Genomic DNA, 17042 nt, shown 5'->3' with positions numbered 1-17042 from the left:
CAAAATCCGTTGCAACGCCCGTCGCGCTGCGCAAGCGGCTCACGGTAAGGTAGACAAAATCATCCGGACCGAGGTGTGCCGTGGCGTCCTACTCCCTGCGTCAGTTGAAGTACTTTGTCACCACCGTGGAGTGTGGCAGCGTCGCCGAAGCCTCCCGCAAGCTGTATATCGCCCAACCGTCGATTGCCACGGCGGTCAAGGGCCTGGAAGACAGTTTCGGCGTGCAGTTGTTGATCCGTCATCACGCCCAGGGCGTCTCGCTGACGCCGGCCGGTGCGCGTTTCTATCGAAAGGCCCAGGAGCTGCTGCGCATGGCCCGGGAATTCGAACAGAACGCGTTGGCCGACAATGACGTCGTTAGCGGGCAGATCGACATCGGCTGCTTCGAGACCGTCGCCCCGCTCTACCTGCCACGGCTGATCGCCGGTTTTCGCGAGCGTTTTCCTGGCGTGGAGATCCGCGTGCAGGACGGCGAACAGCAGGAGTTGGTTCAAGGCCTGACCGGTGGACGTTTCGACCTGGCGATTTTTTATGAGCACGATCTCGACAGCACGATCGAAACCGAAGCGCTCACGGCACCGCAACGGCCGTACGCACTGCTGCCGGCCGGACACCGCTTTGCCAATCAATCCCAGGTATCGCTTCGCGACCTGGCGCTTGAACCGATGATCCTCTTGGATGTGCAGCCCAGCCGCACCTACTTCGTCAGTATTTTCGAGGAGCTGGGCCTGACGCCAAACATCGTCTTCAGCTCGCCCTCCATCGAAATGGTGCGCGGCATGGTCGGCCAGGGATTTGGTTTCGCGGTGTTGGTGACCCGCCCGCAATCGAGCTGCACCTACGACGGACAGGACGTGGTGTGCGTCAGCATCGCCGAGGACGTAACCGGTTCGGCCCTGGTGGCCGGCTGGCTCAAGCGCGCGCACCTGACCAAGCCGGCGCAGTTGTTCGTGGATTACTGCAAGGAGCAGTTCGGGGAATGGCTGGCGTAGACCGGCGAGCCTCATACCTCCGTGGCGAGGGAGCTTGCTCCCGCTGGGCCGGTCCGACGCCTCGGGCGCAGCAGCCCCAAAAACCTGACGCGGTCCACCTGCTACACCGCGATCACAGGGTAAAGGGGGTGCTTCGCACCCCAGCGGGAGCAAGCTCCCTCGCCACAAGAGCGGTTCGATATTAGGTTGGATACTAGCGAGCCGCCCAGGCGTTGAAGCGCTGTTCCAGCTCTTCGCCATGGTCGACCCAGAACTCCGCGTCCACCGCTTGCGCCTGTGCCAGGTTGGCCTCGGCGGTGGGCAGTTGCTCGCGGACTTCAGCGGGCAGCAGGCCCAGTGTCTGGCGATGCACCGGTCCGTAGGGGATGTTCTGCGAGAAGACTTTCTGGGTCTGCGGCTGGCTGGCGAAGGCAATGAATTTCTCCGCCAAGGCCTTGTTTGGCGTGCCTTTCACCACCGCCCAATATTCCGGGTCATACAGGCTTTGCGGCCAGACGATGCTCAGTTTCATGCCCTCTTTCTGCGCCGAGGCGATGCGACCGTTGTAGGCTGCGCTCATCGCCACATCCCCGGCCACCAGCCATTGCGCCGGCTGGGCGCCCGCCTCCCACCACTGGATATTCGGCTTGATCTGGTCCAGCTTGGCAAATGCCCGCGCCACGCCTTCCGGCGTATTCAAGACCTTGTACACATCTTCTGTCTTGACGCCGTCCGCCAGCAAGGCGATTTCCAGGGTGTACTTGGCCCCCTTGCGCAACCCACGCTTGCCCGGGTATTCGGTCACGTTCCAGAAATCGGCCCAGGAGGTGGGTGCCTTGGCGAGCTTGCTCTGGTCATAGGCCAGGACCATCGACCAGACGTACGTGGCCACGCCGCACTCAGTGAGCGCTCCCGGAACGAAATCCGCAGGCTTCCCTATGGCCGCCGGGTCGAGTCTTTCGAACAAGCCTTCCTCGCAACCACGCAGCAGTTCGGGGCTCTCCACTTCGACCACATCCCAACTGGTATGCCCGGCCGCGACCATCGCCTTGATCTTCGACAGCTCGCCGTTGTACTCGCCGGCCACGATGTTTCCCGCACCGCTGGCGTTGAAGGGTTGGAAGTAGGCCTTGTCCTGGGCCAACTTGGTGGCGCCGCCGAATGAAATCACGGTCAGGCTTTGTGGCGCGGCCAGGACGCTGGTACTCAGCAACGCCAGGGCACACGCCATGTTGTAACGCAAGGATCTGGACATGAATCGGTTCCTCGAAAATGCCGGCTCGCCCGCACGAGCCGGCGACGGACTCAGAGGCGACCGTAAGCGCGGGCGGTGCGGTCTACAGCAATACGGGTCTTGTCGACCAGTTCGTCGATATCGGCATGGCTGGCCACGAGCGCCGGGGCCATGATCATCCGGCCCAAGGTGGAGCGAATGATCAGGCCCTCCTCGAAGCCGAAGGTGCGGCATTGCCAGGCCATTTCGTTTTCGTTGGCAAAGCGCTTGCGGCTGATCCTGTCTTCGGCCAGTTGCAGGGCCGCGACCATGCCGGCGCCCTGGATCTCGCCGATCAGCGGGTGCCCGTCGAACGTTTCCCGCAGGCACCGTTGCAGATACGGCCCGGTGTCGTCCTTGACCCGTGTCACGATGCCCTCGTCGCGCAGGGCCTTGAGGTTGGCAATCGCCACCGCGGCCGCCACCGGGTGCCCGGAATACGTCAGGCCGTGGGCGAACACGCCGCCCTGCTCCACCAACACTTCGGCCATGCGTTTGGACAGGACCAGGCCACCCATGGGGATGTAGCCGCTGGTCAGGCCCTTGGCGATGGACAATGTGTCGGGCTCGAAGCCGAAATACTCATGGGCGAACCATTCGCCGGTGCGACCGAAGCCACCGATGACTTCGTCGGCGCACAGCAATACGTCGTACTGCCGGCAAATGCGTTGGATTTCCGGCCAGTAGCTCTCTGGCGGAAAAATCATGCCGCCGGCCCCCTGGAAGGGTTCGGCCACGAACGCCGCGACATTCTCGGCGCCCAGTTCGAGGATTTTTTCTTCCAACTGCCGGGCCGCCCGCAGGCCAAACTCGGCTGGGGTCAGGTCACCTTCGTGGGCGAACCAGTACGGCTCGTCGATGTGCGCGACATCCGGAATCACCCCGCCCATCTCGTGCATGAACTTCATGCCGCCCAGGGCCGACGCTCCCAGGGTCGAGCCGTGATAGCCGTTCCAGCGACCGATCATGATTTTCTTCTGCGCCTTGCCGAGGATCTGCCAGTAGCGGCGCACGGTACGAATCAGCACCTCGTTGGCCTCGGAGCCGGAGTTGGTGTAGATGGCGTGGCTGTAATGATCCGGAAGCAGGCTGAACAGCAGCTCGGACAGCTCCACCACGGCCGGATGGGTGGTGTGGAAGAACATGTTGTAGTACGGCAATTGCTCCAACTGACGGCTGGCCGCTGCCGCCAGGTCCTGGCGCCCGTAGCCCAGGTTGGTGCACCAAAGGCCCGACATGCCGTCCAGATAACGCTTGCCATCGTTGTCCCAGAGCGCCAGCCCTTCGCCACGGACGATGACCCGTGGCCCTTCGGCATTGAGGGCTTTCTGGTCGAGAAACGCATGGATGTGGTGCGCCGCATCCAGTGCCTGATATTCGCGGGTGCTGCGGTTCGGGTTCAATGGCGCGTTCATTAAAGGTCTCCTTTGTTGATCTTGTCGGTTTCGGTGCCCTGGACAGACGCCAGCGGCTCGGGCTTGAACAGCGGTTTGCCCATCACGCACTTGACCCACACCAGCGCGATCAGCGAAACGATGCCCAGCACCGCGCCAGCGCTGGCGAAAATCGGAACAGTCATTTCAGGGCTGGGGGACACGTGCCAGATGGCAAAGAGCATGCCGGCGATACCGAACAGCTGCGGCACCGGGTAGAACGGCGTGCGAAACGGCCGGTGGACATGGGGATAGCGGCGCCGCAGGGCAATCACGTTGATGTGAGTGATGACGTAGGCCAGCAGCCAGGCCAGGGCCGCCGCCAGAAGCAAAAGGTTGATGGCGTCGGGCGTGTCGTGCATCAGCAACAGCGGCAAGCCGGTGACCAGCGCCACGAACAGCACCGCCACCCAAGGGGCACCGCTGCGCTTGCCCTGGCGCTTGAAGATGCCGAACGCCTGGCCGCTGCGGGCCATGCCCAGCAACATGCGCGGAATGGCAGCGAGGGAGCTGTTCAGCGTACTGCACGTAGCGGTGATGGCGGCGGTCACCAGGAATACCTGCCCGGCCTCGCCGAACACCGTGGTCGCGAACAGATAGTGCGGCAAGCCGTTGCTGGCGAGCTCAGCCTGGGGAACGGTGAGCAAAGCGCCCAGGCAATACAGGCAGATAATGACGAAGATCACCGTCAGGCCAATCATCATCGAGGCCGGGATGTTGCGCTCCGGACGGCGGGTTTCCTCGACCAGTGGGCAGACGAATTCGGCCCCGACAAACCCCCACACCGCCATCGCGGTCAGGGCAATGACACCAAGCCCCATGGGGTTCCAGCCCGTAGCCGCCACCAACGTCGATACGCTGCCGGCCCCATCGCTCGCCAAGGCGCCGAGGCCCATGACCAACAGCATCACCGTCATGACCAGGGCCAACACCGTTTGAAGCCGAGAGAAAATGTCGATATTGAACAGGTTGAGCACAGTGAACAGGCACAGCACGCCAACCGCGACACTCAACGGCGGCATCGAGTGCGGGTAGACCTTGTCGATGATGAACTCCATCAGCAGCAATTCCGCCGACAGGGCAAACATCGCCACCACCACATAACCGGAAAACGTCGCCAGGATCGCCGGGAACTGGCCGATGGCGACTTCGGTGTAACTGCTCAGGCTGCCTGCGCGGGGAATCATCAAGGCCAGTTCGGAAAACGAACAGGCGTAGCTCAGGGCCAACAGCCAGGCCAGGGCCAACGGAATCACGAAGCCCAGTCCGGCGATCCCGGCCCCTTGCAGCATCAGCACCATGACGCCCTGGGAAACCACCAGGCCCACGGCGACGGCCAACAAGGCGCTCAGGCCCAGCCGTTTGCGGGGGCCGACCTGCGATGGCGTAACGGTTTGTAGCGGCACGCTTGAGGAACTGTCCATCGGTTGCTCCGTTTTCTTTTTTTAGGGAGAACAAATCGATTGCGAACGACGACCTGGACCGCGGTCAGCTGCGCAGCTGGATCCAGGTGGTCTTCAGTTGTGTGTATTTGTCGAAGGCGTGCAGCGACAGATCGCGTCCGAAGCCCGATTGCTTGCCGCCGCCAAAGGGCACGGTGACGTCGAGGGCGTCCACGGTATTGACCGACACCGTGCCCGCGTTCAAACGCCGCGCCACACGGTGGGCCCGGTTCAGGTCGTCGGTCCACACGGAGGCCGCCAGGCCGTAGATGTGTTCGTTGGCCATGGCGATGGCCTGCTCTTCGTCATCGAACGCGCTGATTGCCAGCACCGGCCCGAACACCTCATCACGGGCCAATTGCATGGTTGGGCGCACGTCGGTGAAGATCGTCGGTTCGATGAAATTGCTCGACCCATTGATGTTCAGTTGGCGTCCCCCACACACCAGGCGTGCGCCTTCAGCCCTGGCCTGCTGGATGTATTGCATGACCCTCGCGGTCTGACGCGCATCGACGATAGCGCCAGCAGGGCTCGCAGGGTCCAACGGATCGCCGGGTTGCCACAGGCGAGCCTGTTCCACCAGGCGTTCTACGAACGTGTCGTGAATCGACCGTTGGACCAACAACCGCGAGTTGGCCGAGCACACTTCGCCTTGGTTGAAGAAGATTCCGAACGCGGCTTTGCGCGCCGCCAGGTCGAGGTCCTGACAATCGGCAAACACCAGGTTCGGACTCTTGCCACCGCACTCCAGCCAGACCTGCTTGAGGTTCGATCGGGCCGAGTACTGCATGAAATATTTACCGACCTCGGTCGATCCGGTGAACACCAGCGAATCGACGTCCGGGTGCAAGCCGAGCGCCCGCCCGGCCTGCTCGCCCAGGCCCGGCACGACGTTGAGCACACCCGGTGGCACGCCTGCCTCGAGGGCCAGTTCAGCCAGGCGCAGGGCCGAAAACGGCGATTGCTCCGCCGGCTTGAGCACGACACTGTTGCCCGCCGCCAACGCTGGCGCGACTTTCCAGGCCGCCATGTCCAACGGAAAATTCCACGGCACCACCGCCGCAATCACGCCGAGCGGAACGCGGGTAATCGTGGCGAGGACGTTCGCCGCCGAGGGCGCGACCTGGTCGTAGAGTTTGTCGAGGCTTTCGCCATACCAGGCAAACACATGGGCGGCACCCGGCACGTCGATGTTCCAGGCATCCATGACCGGTTTGCCCATGCTCAAGCAATCCAGCAGCGCCAGTTCCTCGCGATGAGCCAGCATCAACTGAGACAAACGCAACAACACGGCCTTGCGCTCGCTGGGCGCCATGCGCGCCCAAGGGCCCTGCTCGAATGCCTTGCGTGCGCTTTTCACGGCAAGGTCCACTTCCGGTTCAGCGCAGGCCACGACATTGGCGAGCAACACGCCATTGGCGGGGTTGATCACTTCGAATCGGGCGCCATCGAGGGCTTCGTGGGGCTCGCCGTCGATCAGGGCGCTGTCGCGCAGGCGCACTTGAGCGGCACGCGCCTTCCAATCATTGAATTCGTTCACGGGTATTTCCTTGGATCAAACGTCATTGGGTTCGCTGAGGTAAACCGCCAGGCGGTCCATCAAGCGATCGCAGGCAGCCATTTGCTCGACGCTCACGTATTCGTCGGGTTTGTGGCCTTGGTCCATGCTGCCGGGGCCGCACACCGCCGTTGGGATGCCGGCCTGGTGGAACAGCCCGCCCTCGGTGCCGAACGCCACGGTGCCGAAACCGTCGTTGCCGCACAGCCGGGCCACCAGGCGCGCGGCCGCGCTGTGCGGCGAGGTCGCCAGGCCCGGGTAAGCGGACAAGGGTTCGAAACGAATGGCGGTGTCGGCGTTTATTGCCTGCATCCTGGGCAGCAGCGTCTGTTCGGCGTAATCGCGCAATTGCTCGACCACTGCCTGCGGGGCGAAGTCCGGCAAGGCGCGCACCTCGAAATCGAAGCGGCAATCGGCCGGGACAATGTTCAATGCCGTGCCGCCCTCGATCACGCCGACCTGTACGGTCGAATACGCCGGGTCGAAACGCGGATCGTGTCGTGAGGGCTCGGCCAGCTCCGCACCGATCTCACCCAGATGGCCGATCAAGCGCGCCGCCTGTTCGATGGCGTTGACCCCGTAAGGCGCATAGGCGGAATGGCAAGGCGCGCCCATGACGTGGCAACGCATCGCCAACTTGCCCTTGTGGCCCAACACCGGTCGCAGCTCGGTGGGCTCGCCGATCAGGCACAAGGCCGGTTGCGGGACGCGTTGCGGCAGGACTTCCAGCAGGCCGCGCACGCCCAGGCAACCGATTTCTTCGTCATAAGAGAACGCCAGGTGTACAGGACGCTTCAACGGGCTGGACAGGAATGTCGGCACCGCAGCCAGCACCGAGGCCAGGTAGCCTTTCATGTCCGCCGTACCGCGTCCGAACAACTTGCCGTCCCGCTCGCTAAGGCGGAACGGCTCCGCGGTCCAGGCTTGCCCGTCCACTGGCACTACATCAGTGTGCCCGGACAACACCACGCCGCCCGGCACCGACGGGCCGATGCTCGCAAGCAGGTTGGCCTTGGTCCGTTCCGTGTTGTAGATCAGCTCGCTGTTCACGCCCAGGCCGTGCAGGTAATCGCGAACGAACTCGATCAACGCCAGGTTCGAATCGCGGCTGACCGTGGCAAAGCCCACCAGCTCGGCGAGTAATGCACGGCTGCGCAACTCACTCATCGCCCGGCACCCCGTAGCTGGGCGCCTGGGTTGGATCGAGGGCGCGAGTGAGGTAGTCCTGCAACTGCGGCTGATAGGCGAGCCAGAGTTTTTCCAGTTCGCCGATGGGATTTTCATCCGCCCAATCGACCCGTAGATCGACGATTGGCCAGGTCAGGTCATCCACCACCGACAACGCCGCCGAATGCACCGCCCCGGCTTCTCCGCCTGCGGCCTGTCCCGCCTGTAACGCGCCCAACAGGCGGGATGCGAGGCTGCCCTCACCCTGTTCGAATGCCGTGACCATTACGGCAATGACCCCGTCGCCCGCCAGCAGGTTGCCGGCCGCCACACACTGTTCGCCGACCCCGGCGCCATGGACGCCCAACGCGTGGCGACCGCTGAAAACCGCCGTGCGCCCCTGGGCATCCACCAGGGCCACCTGGCGATACTCGCTGTAGCCGTTGCGTCCCAGGGCACGGTCCAGCGCCTCTTGGGCCACCGAACCGGCGGCCAATTCGTCGAGGATCTGCGGGCCCAGCGCCGGCAATGTGATGTTCTGGCTCGACACCGCGCCAACCCCTGCCCGCAGCCAGGGGCAACGGGCGCCGACGGCAATGCTCGACGAGCTGATGGCGATGCCCAACTGGCCGGTTTCGGCGCAGCGTCCGACGATGGAAAACGTCATGTCGTGCTCCTTATTCGGGGATGACCGCGATCACATCGATTTCCATCAGCCACTGCGGCTGGCCGAGGGCGCTGACCACCAGCCCGGTGGAAATCGGGAACACGCCCTTGAGCCATTTGCCGACCTCCTGGTACACCGGCTCGCGGTAGCGCGGGTCGATCAGGTAGGTGGTGGTCTTGACGATGTGGCTCAGGTCACTGCCGGCTTCCTCGAGCAGTTGCTTGACGTTGCGCATGGCCTGTTCGGCCTGGGCCCGCGGATCGCCGAGGCCCACCAGCTGGCCGTTGAAATCGGTTCCGACCTGCCCACGGACGTAAACGGTATTGCCCGCGCGCACGGCCTGGCACAGGTCGTTGTCCAGGGTCTGGTTGGGGTAGGTGTCCTTGGTGTTGAACATGCGGATGCGAGTGTGAGTAGGCATCAACGAACTCCCGTCAGGCTGGTTTTCAAAGGTTGCGAAATGCGCTGGGATGCATCGCGGTAGTCGAGATACGTGCGCTGTTTGACGATGTGGTCGGTGATATGCCGGGCGTCGTGCCACACGCCCCAGATGAACGCCGACCCCCGGCGCGACAGCCAAGGCAGGCCGACAAAATAGAGGCCAGGTTCGCTGCAGACCCCACGCTGATGCCGAGGCTTGCCATCGGCTTTGAACGCATCGACGTTCAGCCAGCTGTAATCCACCGAGTACCCGGTGGCCCAGATGATGGTGCTGACACCCGCCTCGACCAGGTCCAGCTCAAGGATCGGATGGGTCATGCATTCAGGATCGGGCAATAGCCGGCGCGCCTCGGGCTCGGGCGGCAGGTCCAGGCCATTGCGCTCGATGTAGGCATCGGCGGCGTCGAGCAACGCCAGGTAGTTTTCATCGCCACGGGCGACGTTTTCGGCAAGGTTGGATTCGAAACTCACTACGTGGCCGTTGAACGCTCGGGTCAGGCCCACCAGCGTGATGCCCTCGTGGGCCAGCCGGCGGAAATCCACGGTGTGGCCGCCCCGGGCGCCACTCACAGCGATGGTCACGTGCTCCTTGCCCGGCTTGACCGCCTCGGCATCCCACTCGCCCAGCACCCCGAGCCACCAGCAGAAATCCCGATTGCGATAGGCGCGTGGCGGACGATCATGGGCACCGACAGAGAGGTAGACCTGCTTGCCGGCCCGCTGCAATTCATCGGCGATCTGCACCCCCGACGACCCCGCCCCCACCACGAGCACGGCGCCTTCGGCCAACTGCCCGGGGTTGCGGTATTGCGCCGAGTGAATCTGGGTGACCGCAGGCATTTGCGGCGCGATGGGCGGGATGACGGGACGTTGGAAGGGCCCGGTGGCGACCACCACGTTAGTGGCTTCGATCACACCGTCGCAGGTATCAATAGTAAAACCTGGGCGACCGACAGTGCGCTCGACCTTGCGCACTTCCACACCCGTGCGGATCGGCGCGTTGAACTTGCGGGCGTAGGCTTCGAAGTACTCGGCCACCTGGTCCTTGGAGGCGAACGCATCGGGATCCAGGCCGTCGAATTCCAGCCCAGGAAAGCGGTCATGCCAGGCCGGGCCGTTGGCGACCAGCGAGTCCCAGCGCGCCGTGCGCCAGGCCTCGGCGATGCGGTCGCGCTCCACCACCAGATGCGGCACGCCTTGGCGGCTCAAATGTTCACTCATGGCGACGCCGGCCTGGCCGGCGCCTATTACAAGCGTATCGATGCGTAGGGTTTCAACGGGCATGTCTTGGCACTTCCGGCAGAGGGTTTGGCTCAAGTCGGCGTGTCGCCGCCTCGGGTTCCGGTTTCTTGTTGTTCTGCGATTGCAGCTATCGAAACAAGCTGTCGAGGCGATTGTGTTGGCAGGCGGGAATTTACGAAACGAGGGTTTTTGTTGTGGCTGGGAAGGAAAAAACTGGTTGGGGAACGAATGGCTGGATCAGCGCGCGCGGGTGTCCCAGGGTCTGTTTGAAATGTGTTCGCGCGAAGGCCAGCCCCGTTTCAACGCTGTATGGGTGAGTGCGGATACATTTCGTACAGAGCCTAGACGCTTTCCGGAACATCCACTTGCAACGCCACCACCCGCCTCGCCACCGGCCCCACCGACGTGGCCGTCGCGGCTTCGACCAGAGCATCCACGGCTTCTTCGGCCAGGGTGGTCACCGGGTGGGAGAGCACCGCCTGGACCAATCCGGTTTTCAACGCCTCCCGGGTCAGCGGCGTCAGGTCATGGCACACCACGACGGGCAGGCGCAGCTGTTGCTGCTGGAGGCTGCGCAGGGCCCGCAATACCCCGGCGATGCCGCCGCCGGCCACGTAAAGCCCCGCCAGGTCGGGTTCTGCCGTGAGCAGGTCGACGGTGTTGCCATAGGCAAACTCGTCGTCCTCCAGGGTCAGGCGCGAGGCGAGCAGCTCCCATTCGCCGGTTTGCTCCGCCAAGTAGCTGCGAAAGCTCAATTCGCACAATTCCTGGCATTGGAAACGCTGGCTGCTGAGCATGACCGCCGCTGGCCCGGGCTGCCTGGCGAGGCGGCTGATGAACCAACCGGCGGTGCGTCCCGTGAGGCGATTGTCGAGGCCGGCGTAACCAGTGCCGGCGCCGCTGGACAGTTCCGAGAGCAGTGCCACGACCGATATGCCTGTCGCGCGCAATTGGGCCACCGCCTCACGCACCTTGGGGTGATCGACCGCCACCACGCCAAGGCCGTCCACCTGGTCACGCAAGGCGAGGATGCGTTGGGCCACGTTGACCGGATCAAGGTCGTCCAGATAACCAATGACCACGCGAATCCGCGCTCGCGTGCAGGTGGCGGCGGCGTTTGACAGGGCGTGGGCCAGCCCCTGATAGAACGGCACCCCGCTTTTCTGCAACAGGAACCCCAGACGCAGGGTGGGACGGTCGTTGAGCACACGCTGCTCGATCACCCCCTTGGCATGGAAGCCCAAGCGCCCCGCCGCTGCCGCGATGCGCTGGGCGGTGTCGGCACGCACGTCGGCGCGCAGGTTCAGCACCCGGTCCACCGTCGACAGGCTCACACCGGCTTCCCGGGCGACATCGGCCATGGTGGGGCGCAATTTTCGGCGTGGTTGCTTTGACATGTCTTGACACCTCTTTTCGCCATCATGAGGGGTTCTGACACATTAAGCCATCTCCCCATGGCCCGCTCCGCAACGAGGCAATAGCATCAGCCCAAGACAAAAACAACAACACAGCCGGAGTGCTTCAAATGGCGATCCACATCTGCACGGCGCCTTGCTGCTGGGGCGTCGATGACATCAAGAACGCGTTTCTGCCACCGTGGCGACGGGTGCTGCGCGAAGCTGCCGATGCGGGCTATCGCGGCATCGAGCTGGGGCCCTATGGTTATCTGCCGCTGGAGGCGGAAATCCTCAATCCAGCACTGTCGGAGCACGGCCTGCACATCGTCGCGGGAACGATTTTCGATGACTTGGTAAACCCCGCCAATCTGCCCGAACTGCTGCGCCAGACCCACGCCATCTGCGGCTCGCTCAAACAACTGCCGCCCGTGAAACCCCAGCCCGGCCAGCGCTTCGGCGGGCCCTACCTGGTGATCATCGACTGGGGCCACGACGAACGCGATTACGCGGCCGGCCATTCGGACCGCGCGCCACGCCTGGACGACGCGCACTGGAACGCGATGATGGCGCACATCCGCGCCATCGCCGCCCTCGCCTGGGACACCTATGGCATCCGCGCCGTCATCCATCCTCACGCGGGCGGCTACATCGAATTCGCCGATGAGCTGGCGCGGCTGGTGGATGACATCCCCCACGACATTGCCGGGTTGTGCCTGGACACCGGGCACCTCTACTACGCCGGCATGGACCCGCTCGCATCGCTGCGCACCTACGCCCATCGCTTGGACTACCTGCACTTCAAAGACATAGACCCGGCGGTCTTCGACCAAGTGCTGAACGAGCGCATCCGCTTCTTCGCCGCCTGTGCCCGGGGCGTGATGTGCCCGATAGGACGCGGTGCCATCGACTACCCGGCCCTGCATGGCCTGCTGCGTGAGCTCGGCTACCAAGGCGCGATTACCGTCGAACAGGAACGCGACCCGCGCAACGCCGCCACCAGCCTGGACGACGTGGCGGCCAGCCGCGCCTATCTGGCCGGCATCGGCTTCTGACCAAACGAGGACAATACTTATGATCAATGGCAGCAAAACCCTTGGACGGCCCCTGCGCTGGGCCATGGTCGGCGGCGGCGAGCACAGCCAGATCGGTTACATCCACCGCTCGGCCGCCCTGCGCGATCGCAACTTCGAACTGGTCGCCGGCGCGCTGGACATCGATCCGGGCCGTGGCCAGGCCTTCGGCGAAGCGTTGGGGATCGACCCGGCGCGCTGTTATCCGGACTACCTGAGCTTGTTCGAGCTGGAAGCACAGCGGCCCGACGGCATCGAGGCGGTGTCGATCGCCACCCCCAACGGCACGCACTACGCCATCACCCGCGCCGCCCTGGAAGCCGGCTTGCATGTGGTTTGCGAGAAACCGCTGTGCTTCACCCTCGACGAAGCCGAGGCGTTGCGGACCCTGGCCAGGTCCCGGGGTCGTATCGTCGGCCTGACCTACGGCTACGCCGGGCACCAGTTGATCGAACAGGCGCGGGCAATGATTGCAGCCAAGGAGCTGGGGGAGATCCGCATGGTGCATATGCAGTTCGCCCACGGTTTTCACAGCGCGCCGGTAGAGGCTCAGAGCCAGGCGACGCAATGGCGCGTCGACCCGCGCCAGGCCGGGCCCAGTTATGTGCTGGGGGATGTCGGTACGCATCCGTTGTATCTGTCCAAGGTGATGCTGCCCGAGCTCAAGATCAAGCGCTTGATGTGCAGCCGGCAGAGCTTCGTCGCCAGCCGCGCGCCGCTGGAGGACAACGCCTACACCTTGATGGAGTACGAAAGCGGCGCGATGGGCATGGTCTGGTCCAGCGCGGTGAATGCCGGTTCCATGCACGGCCAGAAAATCCGCGTGATCGGGTCCCGGGCGAGCCTGGAATGGTGGGATGAGCGCCCCAACCAGCTCAGTTTCGAGATCCAGGGCCAGCCCGGGAAAACCCTGGAGCGCGGCATGGGCTATCTGCACGACGACGCTTTGCTGGACGACCGCATCGGTGGCGGTCATCCCGAAGGGCTGTTCGAGGCCTGGTCCAATCTCTATCGCCGCTTCGCCCTCGCCATGGACGCCGCCAACCGTGGCGACGCCCAAATGCTGGCCGCGCTGCGCTATCCCGACATCGACGCCGGCGTGGACGGCGTGCGCTGGGTGGAGCGCTGCGTGGAATCGGCCAACAACGATTCAACCTGGATCGCCTATTAACCTGCTGCCACAGGTAACCAATGTTGATCAACGGAGAACAACAATGAAAATCGCCCTCGATCCCTACATGCACCGCCACCTGAGCCTGCCGGACCTGTGCCGCAAGACCGCCGAGCTCGGCTACCAATACCTGGAACTGTCGCCGCGTGAAGATTTCCTGCCGTGGTGGGTTCGCCCTCGCGCCCACAAGGAACGCATCACCGAATTCAAGAAAGCCCTGCGCGACCATGACCTGCAACTGGCGTCGCTGCTGCCGATGTACCGCTGGGCCAGCCCCCACGAGGACGAACGCCGGGCGGCGGTGAACTACTGGAAGGAAGCGATCCAGGTTGCCGTGGAGATGGGGTGTACGACGATGAACTCGGAGTTCGGTCGCGGGCCGTCGCCCGATCGCGGGCACAAGGTCAGCTGCTGTGGCGGCATGCACAGTCATGAGTCGAGCGAAGCGGCCTGGTGGCGCTCGATGGAAGAGCTGGTGCCGATCCTCGAATCCGAAGGCGTTACCCTGAACGTCGAGCCGCATCCGGAGGACTGGTGCGAGACCCTTCAGCCGGCCCTGGACATGCTCAAGACCGTCGGCTCAGACAACGTGAAGTTTTTGTACTGTGCCCCCCACACGTTCTACTTCGGCGATGACATGCAAGCCATGATCGCTGAAGCCGGGTCGATGATCACCCATGTCCACATTGCCGACACCTACAACCACAAGGCCTCGTCCGGCCTGCGCTATATCGTCAACCCACCCGGAGCCAAGGTGACGGTGCATCAGCACATGGACATGCACCAGGGCGAGATCGACTGGGACTTGTTCTTTGGCGAACTGGCGAAGACCGGCTTCGACGGCATCGTCACGGCGTGTGTGTTCGGCTGGGAGGAACGGGCCGATGAATCCGGGTGTTTCATGCGCCAGGAGATCCAGTCCTACGTCGACAAATACTTCAGGTAACTCAGGCCTGTCACGGTAGCAACGGCACGATCCGCGGCTCGATCCCCTGCTCGCTGACCTCCAGCAACGCCAGCGTCACCGGCAACTTGAACCGCCGCCGGCCGGCGCTGCCGGGGTTGAGGTAGAGCCGCTCGCCACGCCAGTCGATCAGCGGCTTGTGGGAATGGCCGGTGATCACCACCCTCACAGCTGGATCGAGCGTCGCCGGCACATCGGCGATGTCATGGACCAACAGCACCTGGCACCCGCCCAGGTCGAATTGCAACTGATCGGCGATCTGTCCCGCCCAGTCGGCCTCCAGGTCGTTGTTCCCACGTACCACGTACAGCTCGCCGATGGATGCCAGGGCTTCCAGGATCTGCGGGCTGCCGATATCACCGGCATGAATGATCCTCTCGCAGCCTTGCAGCGCGTCCAACGCTTCGGGGCGCAGCAAGCCGTGGGTGTCGGATATGACGCCAACTTTCATGAACCTTCCCCTTGTGCCGTGTGCCGTCGGCTGTATAGGCCTCGTCGCAGTTAGCTAACGTGCTGAAATGGAATAGGATAGGCTGTGCGCTGCAAGCGCACGGACCTGTCGTGTAGAAGGATAAGCCAATGCTCGGACGCAAACAGCCAGAGCCCAGGATTGAAAGCCCCGATCAAGCGTTCCCGCAGGCTGTGCGAGCCGGGGCGGCGTTTCGGCTGACGGTCAGTTTCATGCTCGTGGTCGTCATGGCCTTCCTGGCCGTCGAGGGCTGGCGCACATGGCGCGATTATCGCGCGGCCTTTGCTTCCGCCCGCGACTCGGTCACCAACCTGGCGAGGGCGACCGCCCAACACGCCGAAGACGCCATCCGCCAAGTGGACGTGCTCACCGCCGCCCTTGCCGAACGAGTGGAAGGCGACGGGCTGCAAAACATGGACATTGCCCGTATCCACAAGCTGCTCATCCAGCAAGCCGCGATCATGCCGCAACTGCACGGCTTGTTTATCTACGGCCCGGACGGTCAATGGCTGGCGACAGACAAGGACGTGATACCGGAAATGGCGAACAACGCCGATCGAGACTACTTCCAGTACCACCGCACCCACCAGGACCGTGGCGTGCGTATCGGCGAAGTGATCAAGAGTCGTTCCACCGACGACTTGATCATTCCTGTCTCGCGCCGCTTGAACAACCCCGACGGCTCTTTCGCCGGCGTGATGCTCGGGACCGTCAAGGTCAGCTATTTCGTCGACTATTACGGTGACTTCAAGATCGACGACAAAGGCGCGCTGGTGCTCGCATTGCGCAGTGGCACGATCCTGGTACGACGGCCCTTCGTCGCCTCGGTGATCGGCAAGAGCCTGGTCAACAGCGTGATCTTCCGTGAGCACCTGCCGACCTCCAACCAGGGCGTGGCCGAAGCCCGGGCGGTCGTCGACGACACCGAACGCTTGTACGGCTACCGGGCCCTGACCACCTACCCGCTGGTGGTGGAAGCCGGTTTGTCCCGCGAATCGATCGTCGCCCCGTGGCGCCGGGACTTGTTCAAGACCAGCCTGGTGCTGATATTCCTGATCGCCATCCTGGTGGGTTTCGGGCTCATCGTGTTGAGCCAGCTGCGCTACCGCATGACCATGGAAAAGCAGATCCGCAGCGCCCACCAGGCCATGCGGGACATGGCCCTGACCGACAGCCTGACCGGCCTGGGCAACCGTCGGCGGCTAGACAGCGCCCTGGCCGATGAGCTGCGCCTGGCCAAGCGCCAGGGTTCGTCCCTGGCCCTGATCATGCTCGACGTCGACTACTTCAAACGCTTCAACGACAAGTACGGCCATGCCGCCGGCGACGACTGCCTGCGGGCGATTGCCGGCGCGATCGGGCAGACGATCAAGCGGCCCGGGGACCTGGCGGTCCGCTACGGCGGCGAGGAATTCACGGTGTTGCTGCCCAATACCGACAGCACTGGCGCCGCCCAGGTCGCGCAACAAATCCTCGAAGCCGTCAGGGCCCTGAACATCGAGCATGGCGATCATCCCCTGGGCATCGTCACCATCAGCGCGGGCATCAACACCTGCCAGCCGAGCAGCGAGGACGTGAGCCCCGCCATGTTGATCAAGGCCGCCGACGCGTTCCTGTACCTGGCGAAGAACACCGGGCGCAACCGCTGGTGCAGCATCGGCGCCGTCCAGGGCTGACCGCGTATCGGCTCATTTCCCCCGACACAGGCTTGCACAGGTGCCGATCCGGCGCCTGGCGGCTACAATGCGCGCTTCGACCGTGACCAGCCTGACTAAAA

15 protein-coding genes are annotated in these 17042 nt (G+C 63.8%); 5 read left to right on the top strand and 10 right to left on the bottom strand.

What is annotated here, in order from left to right; genetic code table 11:
• Positions 1-80 precede the first annotated feature (80 nt).
• Positions 81-992, top strand: coding sequence for a LysR family transcriptional regulator (locus ACLK1G_RS01755; RefSeq protein WP_420763830.1), 912 nt, complete (start codon positions 81-83; stop codon positions 990-992).
• Positions 993-1185: 193 nt separating this feature from the next.
• Here the strand turns inward: ACLK1G_RS01755 and ACLK1G_RS01750 are convergent, their stop codons facing one another.
• From ACLK1G_RS01750 to ACLK1G_RS01710, 9 genes are all read right to left on the bottom strand, one after another.
• Positions 1186-2202, bottom strand: a complete 1017-nt coding sequence (locus ACLK1G_RS01750; protein ID WP_420764033.1) for an ABC transporter substrate-binding protein — start codon at positions 2200-2202, stop codon at positions 1186-1188.
• A 74-nt stretch (positions 2203-2276) separates the two neighbouring features.
• The gene (locus ACLK1G_RS01745; protein WP_420763829.1) at positions 2277-3659 is read right to left on the bottom strand and encodes an aspartate aminotransferase family protein; all 1383 of its coding nucleotides are present in this window, start codon (positions 3657-3659) and stop codon (positions 2277-2279) included.
• Complete coding sequence (locus tag ACLK1G_RS01740; RefSeq protein WP_420763828.1) at positions 3659-5101, bottom strand: APC family permease; 1443 nt, start codon at positions 5099-5101, stop codon at positions 3659-3661. Before ACLK1G_RS01740 ends, ACLK1G_RS01745 begins: the two co-directional genes overlap by 1 nt.
• Before the next feature lie 64 nt (positions 5102-5165).
• A complete protein-coding gene (locus ACLK1G_RS01735) occupies positions 5166-6659 on the bottom strand; it encodes an aldehyde dehydrogenase (protein WP_420763827.1) in 1494 nt (497 codons plus the stop codon).
• A 15-nt stretch (positions 6660-6674) separates the two neighbouring features.
• A complete protein-coding gene (argE, locus tag ACLK1G_RS01730; RefSeq protein ID WP_420763826.1) occupies positions 6675-7844 on the bottom strand; it encodes an acetylornithine deacetylase in 1170 nt (389 codons plus the stop codon).
• Positions 7837-8511 (bottom strand): DUF1028 domain-containing protein, encoded by a 675-nt coding sequence (locus ACLK1G_RS01725; protein ID WP_420763825.1) that lies wholly within the window; start codon positions 8509-8511, stop codon positions 7837-7839. Before ACLK1G_RS01725 ends, argE begins: the two co-directional genes overlap by 8 nt.
• A gap of 10 nt (positions 8512-8521) precedes the next feature.
• Positions 8522-8932, bottom strand: coding sequence for a RidA family protein (locus tag ACLK1G_RS01720; RefSeq protein ID WP_003201555.1), 411 nt, complete (start codon positions 8930-8932; stop codon positions 8522-8524).
• Entirely contained in the window at positions 8932-10236 is a 1305-nt protein-coding gene (locus ACLK1G_RS01715; RefSeq protein WP_420763824.1) for a flavin-containing monooxygenase, read from the bottom strand. Before ACLK1G_RS01715 ends, ACLK1G_RS01720 begins: the two co-directional genes overlap by 1 nt.
• A gap of 299 nt (positions 10237-10535) precedes the next feature.
• Complete coding sequence (locus ACLK1G_RS01710) at positions 10536-11591, bottom strand: LacI family DNA-binding transcriptional regulator (RefSeq protein ID WP_420763823.1); 1056 nt, start codon at positions 11589-11591, stop codon at positions 10536-10538.
• Positions 11592-11719: 128 nt separating this feature from the next.
• Here ACLK1G_RS01710 and ACLK1G_RS01705 point away from each other — a divergent pair, with 128 nt between their 5' ends.
• From ACLK1G_RS01705 to ACLK1G_RS01695, 3 genes are read left to right on the top strand one after another with little or no spacing between them, the layout of a single operon-like run.
• Positions 11720-12643: a TIM barrel protein gene (locus tag ACLK1G_RS01705; protein ID WP_420763822.1), complete on the top strand. Its 924-nt coding sequence runs from the start codon at positions 11720-11722 to the stop codon at positions 12641-12643.
• A gap of 19 nt (positions 12644-12662) precedes the next feature.
• Positions 12663-13832 (top strand): Gfo/Idh/MocA family protein, encoded by a 1170-nt coding sequence (locus ACLK1G_RS01700; protein WP_420763821.1) that lies wholly within the window; start codon positions 12663-12665, stop codon positions 13830-13832.
• Positions 13833-13875: 43 nt separating this feature from the next.
• Positions 13876-14778, top strand: coding sequence for a sugar phosphate isomerase/epimerase family protein (locus ACLK1G_RS01695; RefSeq protein ID WP_420763820.1), 903 nt, complete (start codon positions 13876-13878; stop codon positions 14776-14778).
• Positions 14779-14788: 10 nt separating this feature from the next.
• Here the strand turns inward: ACLK1G_RS01695 and ACLK1G_RS01690 are convergent, their stop codons facing one another.
• Entirely contained in the window at positions 14789-15247 is a 459-nt protein-coding gene (locus ACLK1G_RS01690; protein ID WP_420763819.1) for a metallophosphoesterase family protein, read from the bottom strand.
• A 128-nt stretch (positions 15248-15375) separates the two neighbouring features.
• On the opposite strand from ACLK1G_RS01690, the gene ACLK1G_RS01685 reads away from it, so the two are divergent.
• Positions 15376-16941 (top strand): sensor domain-containing diguanylate cyclase, encoded by a 1566-nt coding sequence (locus ACLK1G_RS01685; RefSeq protein ID WP_420763818.1) that lies wholly within the window; start codon positions 15376-15378, stop codon positions 16939-16941.
• Positions 16942-17042: the final 101 nt, after the last annotated feature.

It is taken from the genome of Pseudomonas algeriensis (assembly GCF_048847255.1).
In the GTDB taxonomy this organism is placed as follows: Bacteria; Pseudomonadota; Gammaproteobacteria; order Pseudomonadales; family Pseudomonadaceae; genus Aquipseudomonas.
Note: the sequence above shows the minus strand (reverse complement) of the source record. Positions and strands in the feature narration are given on the sequence as shown.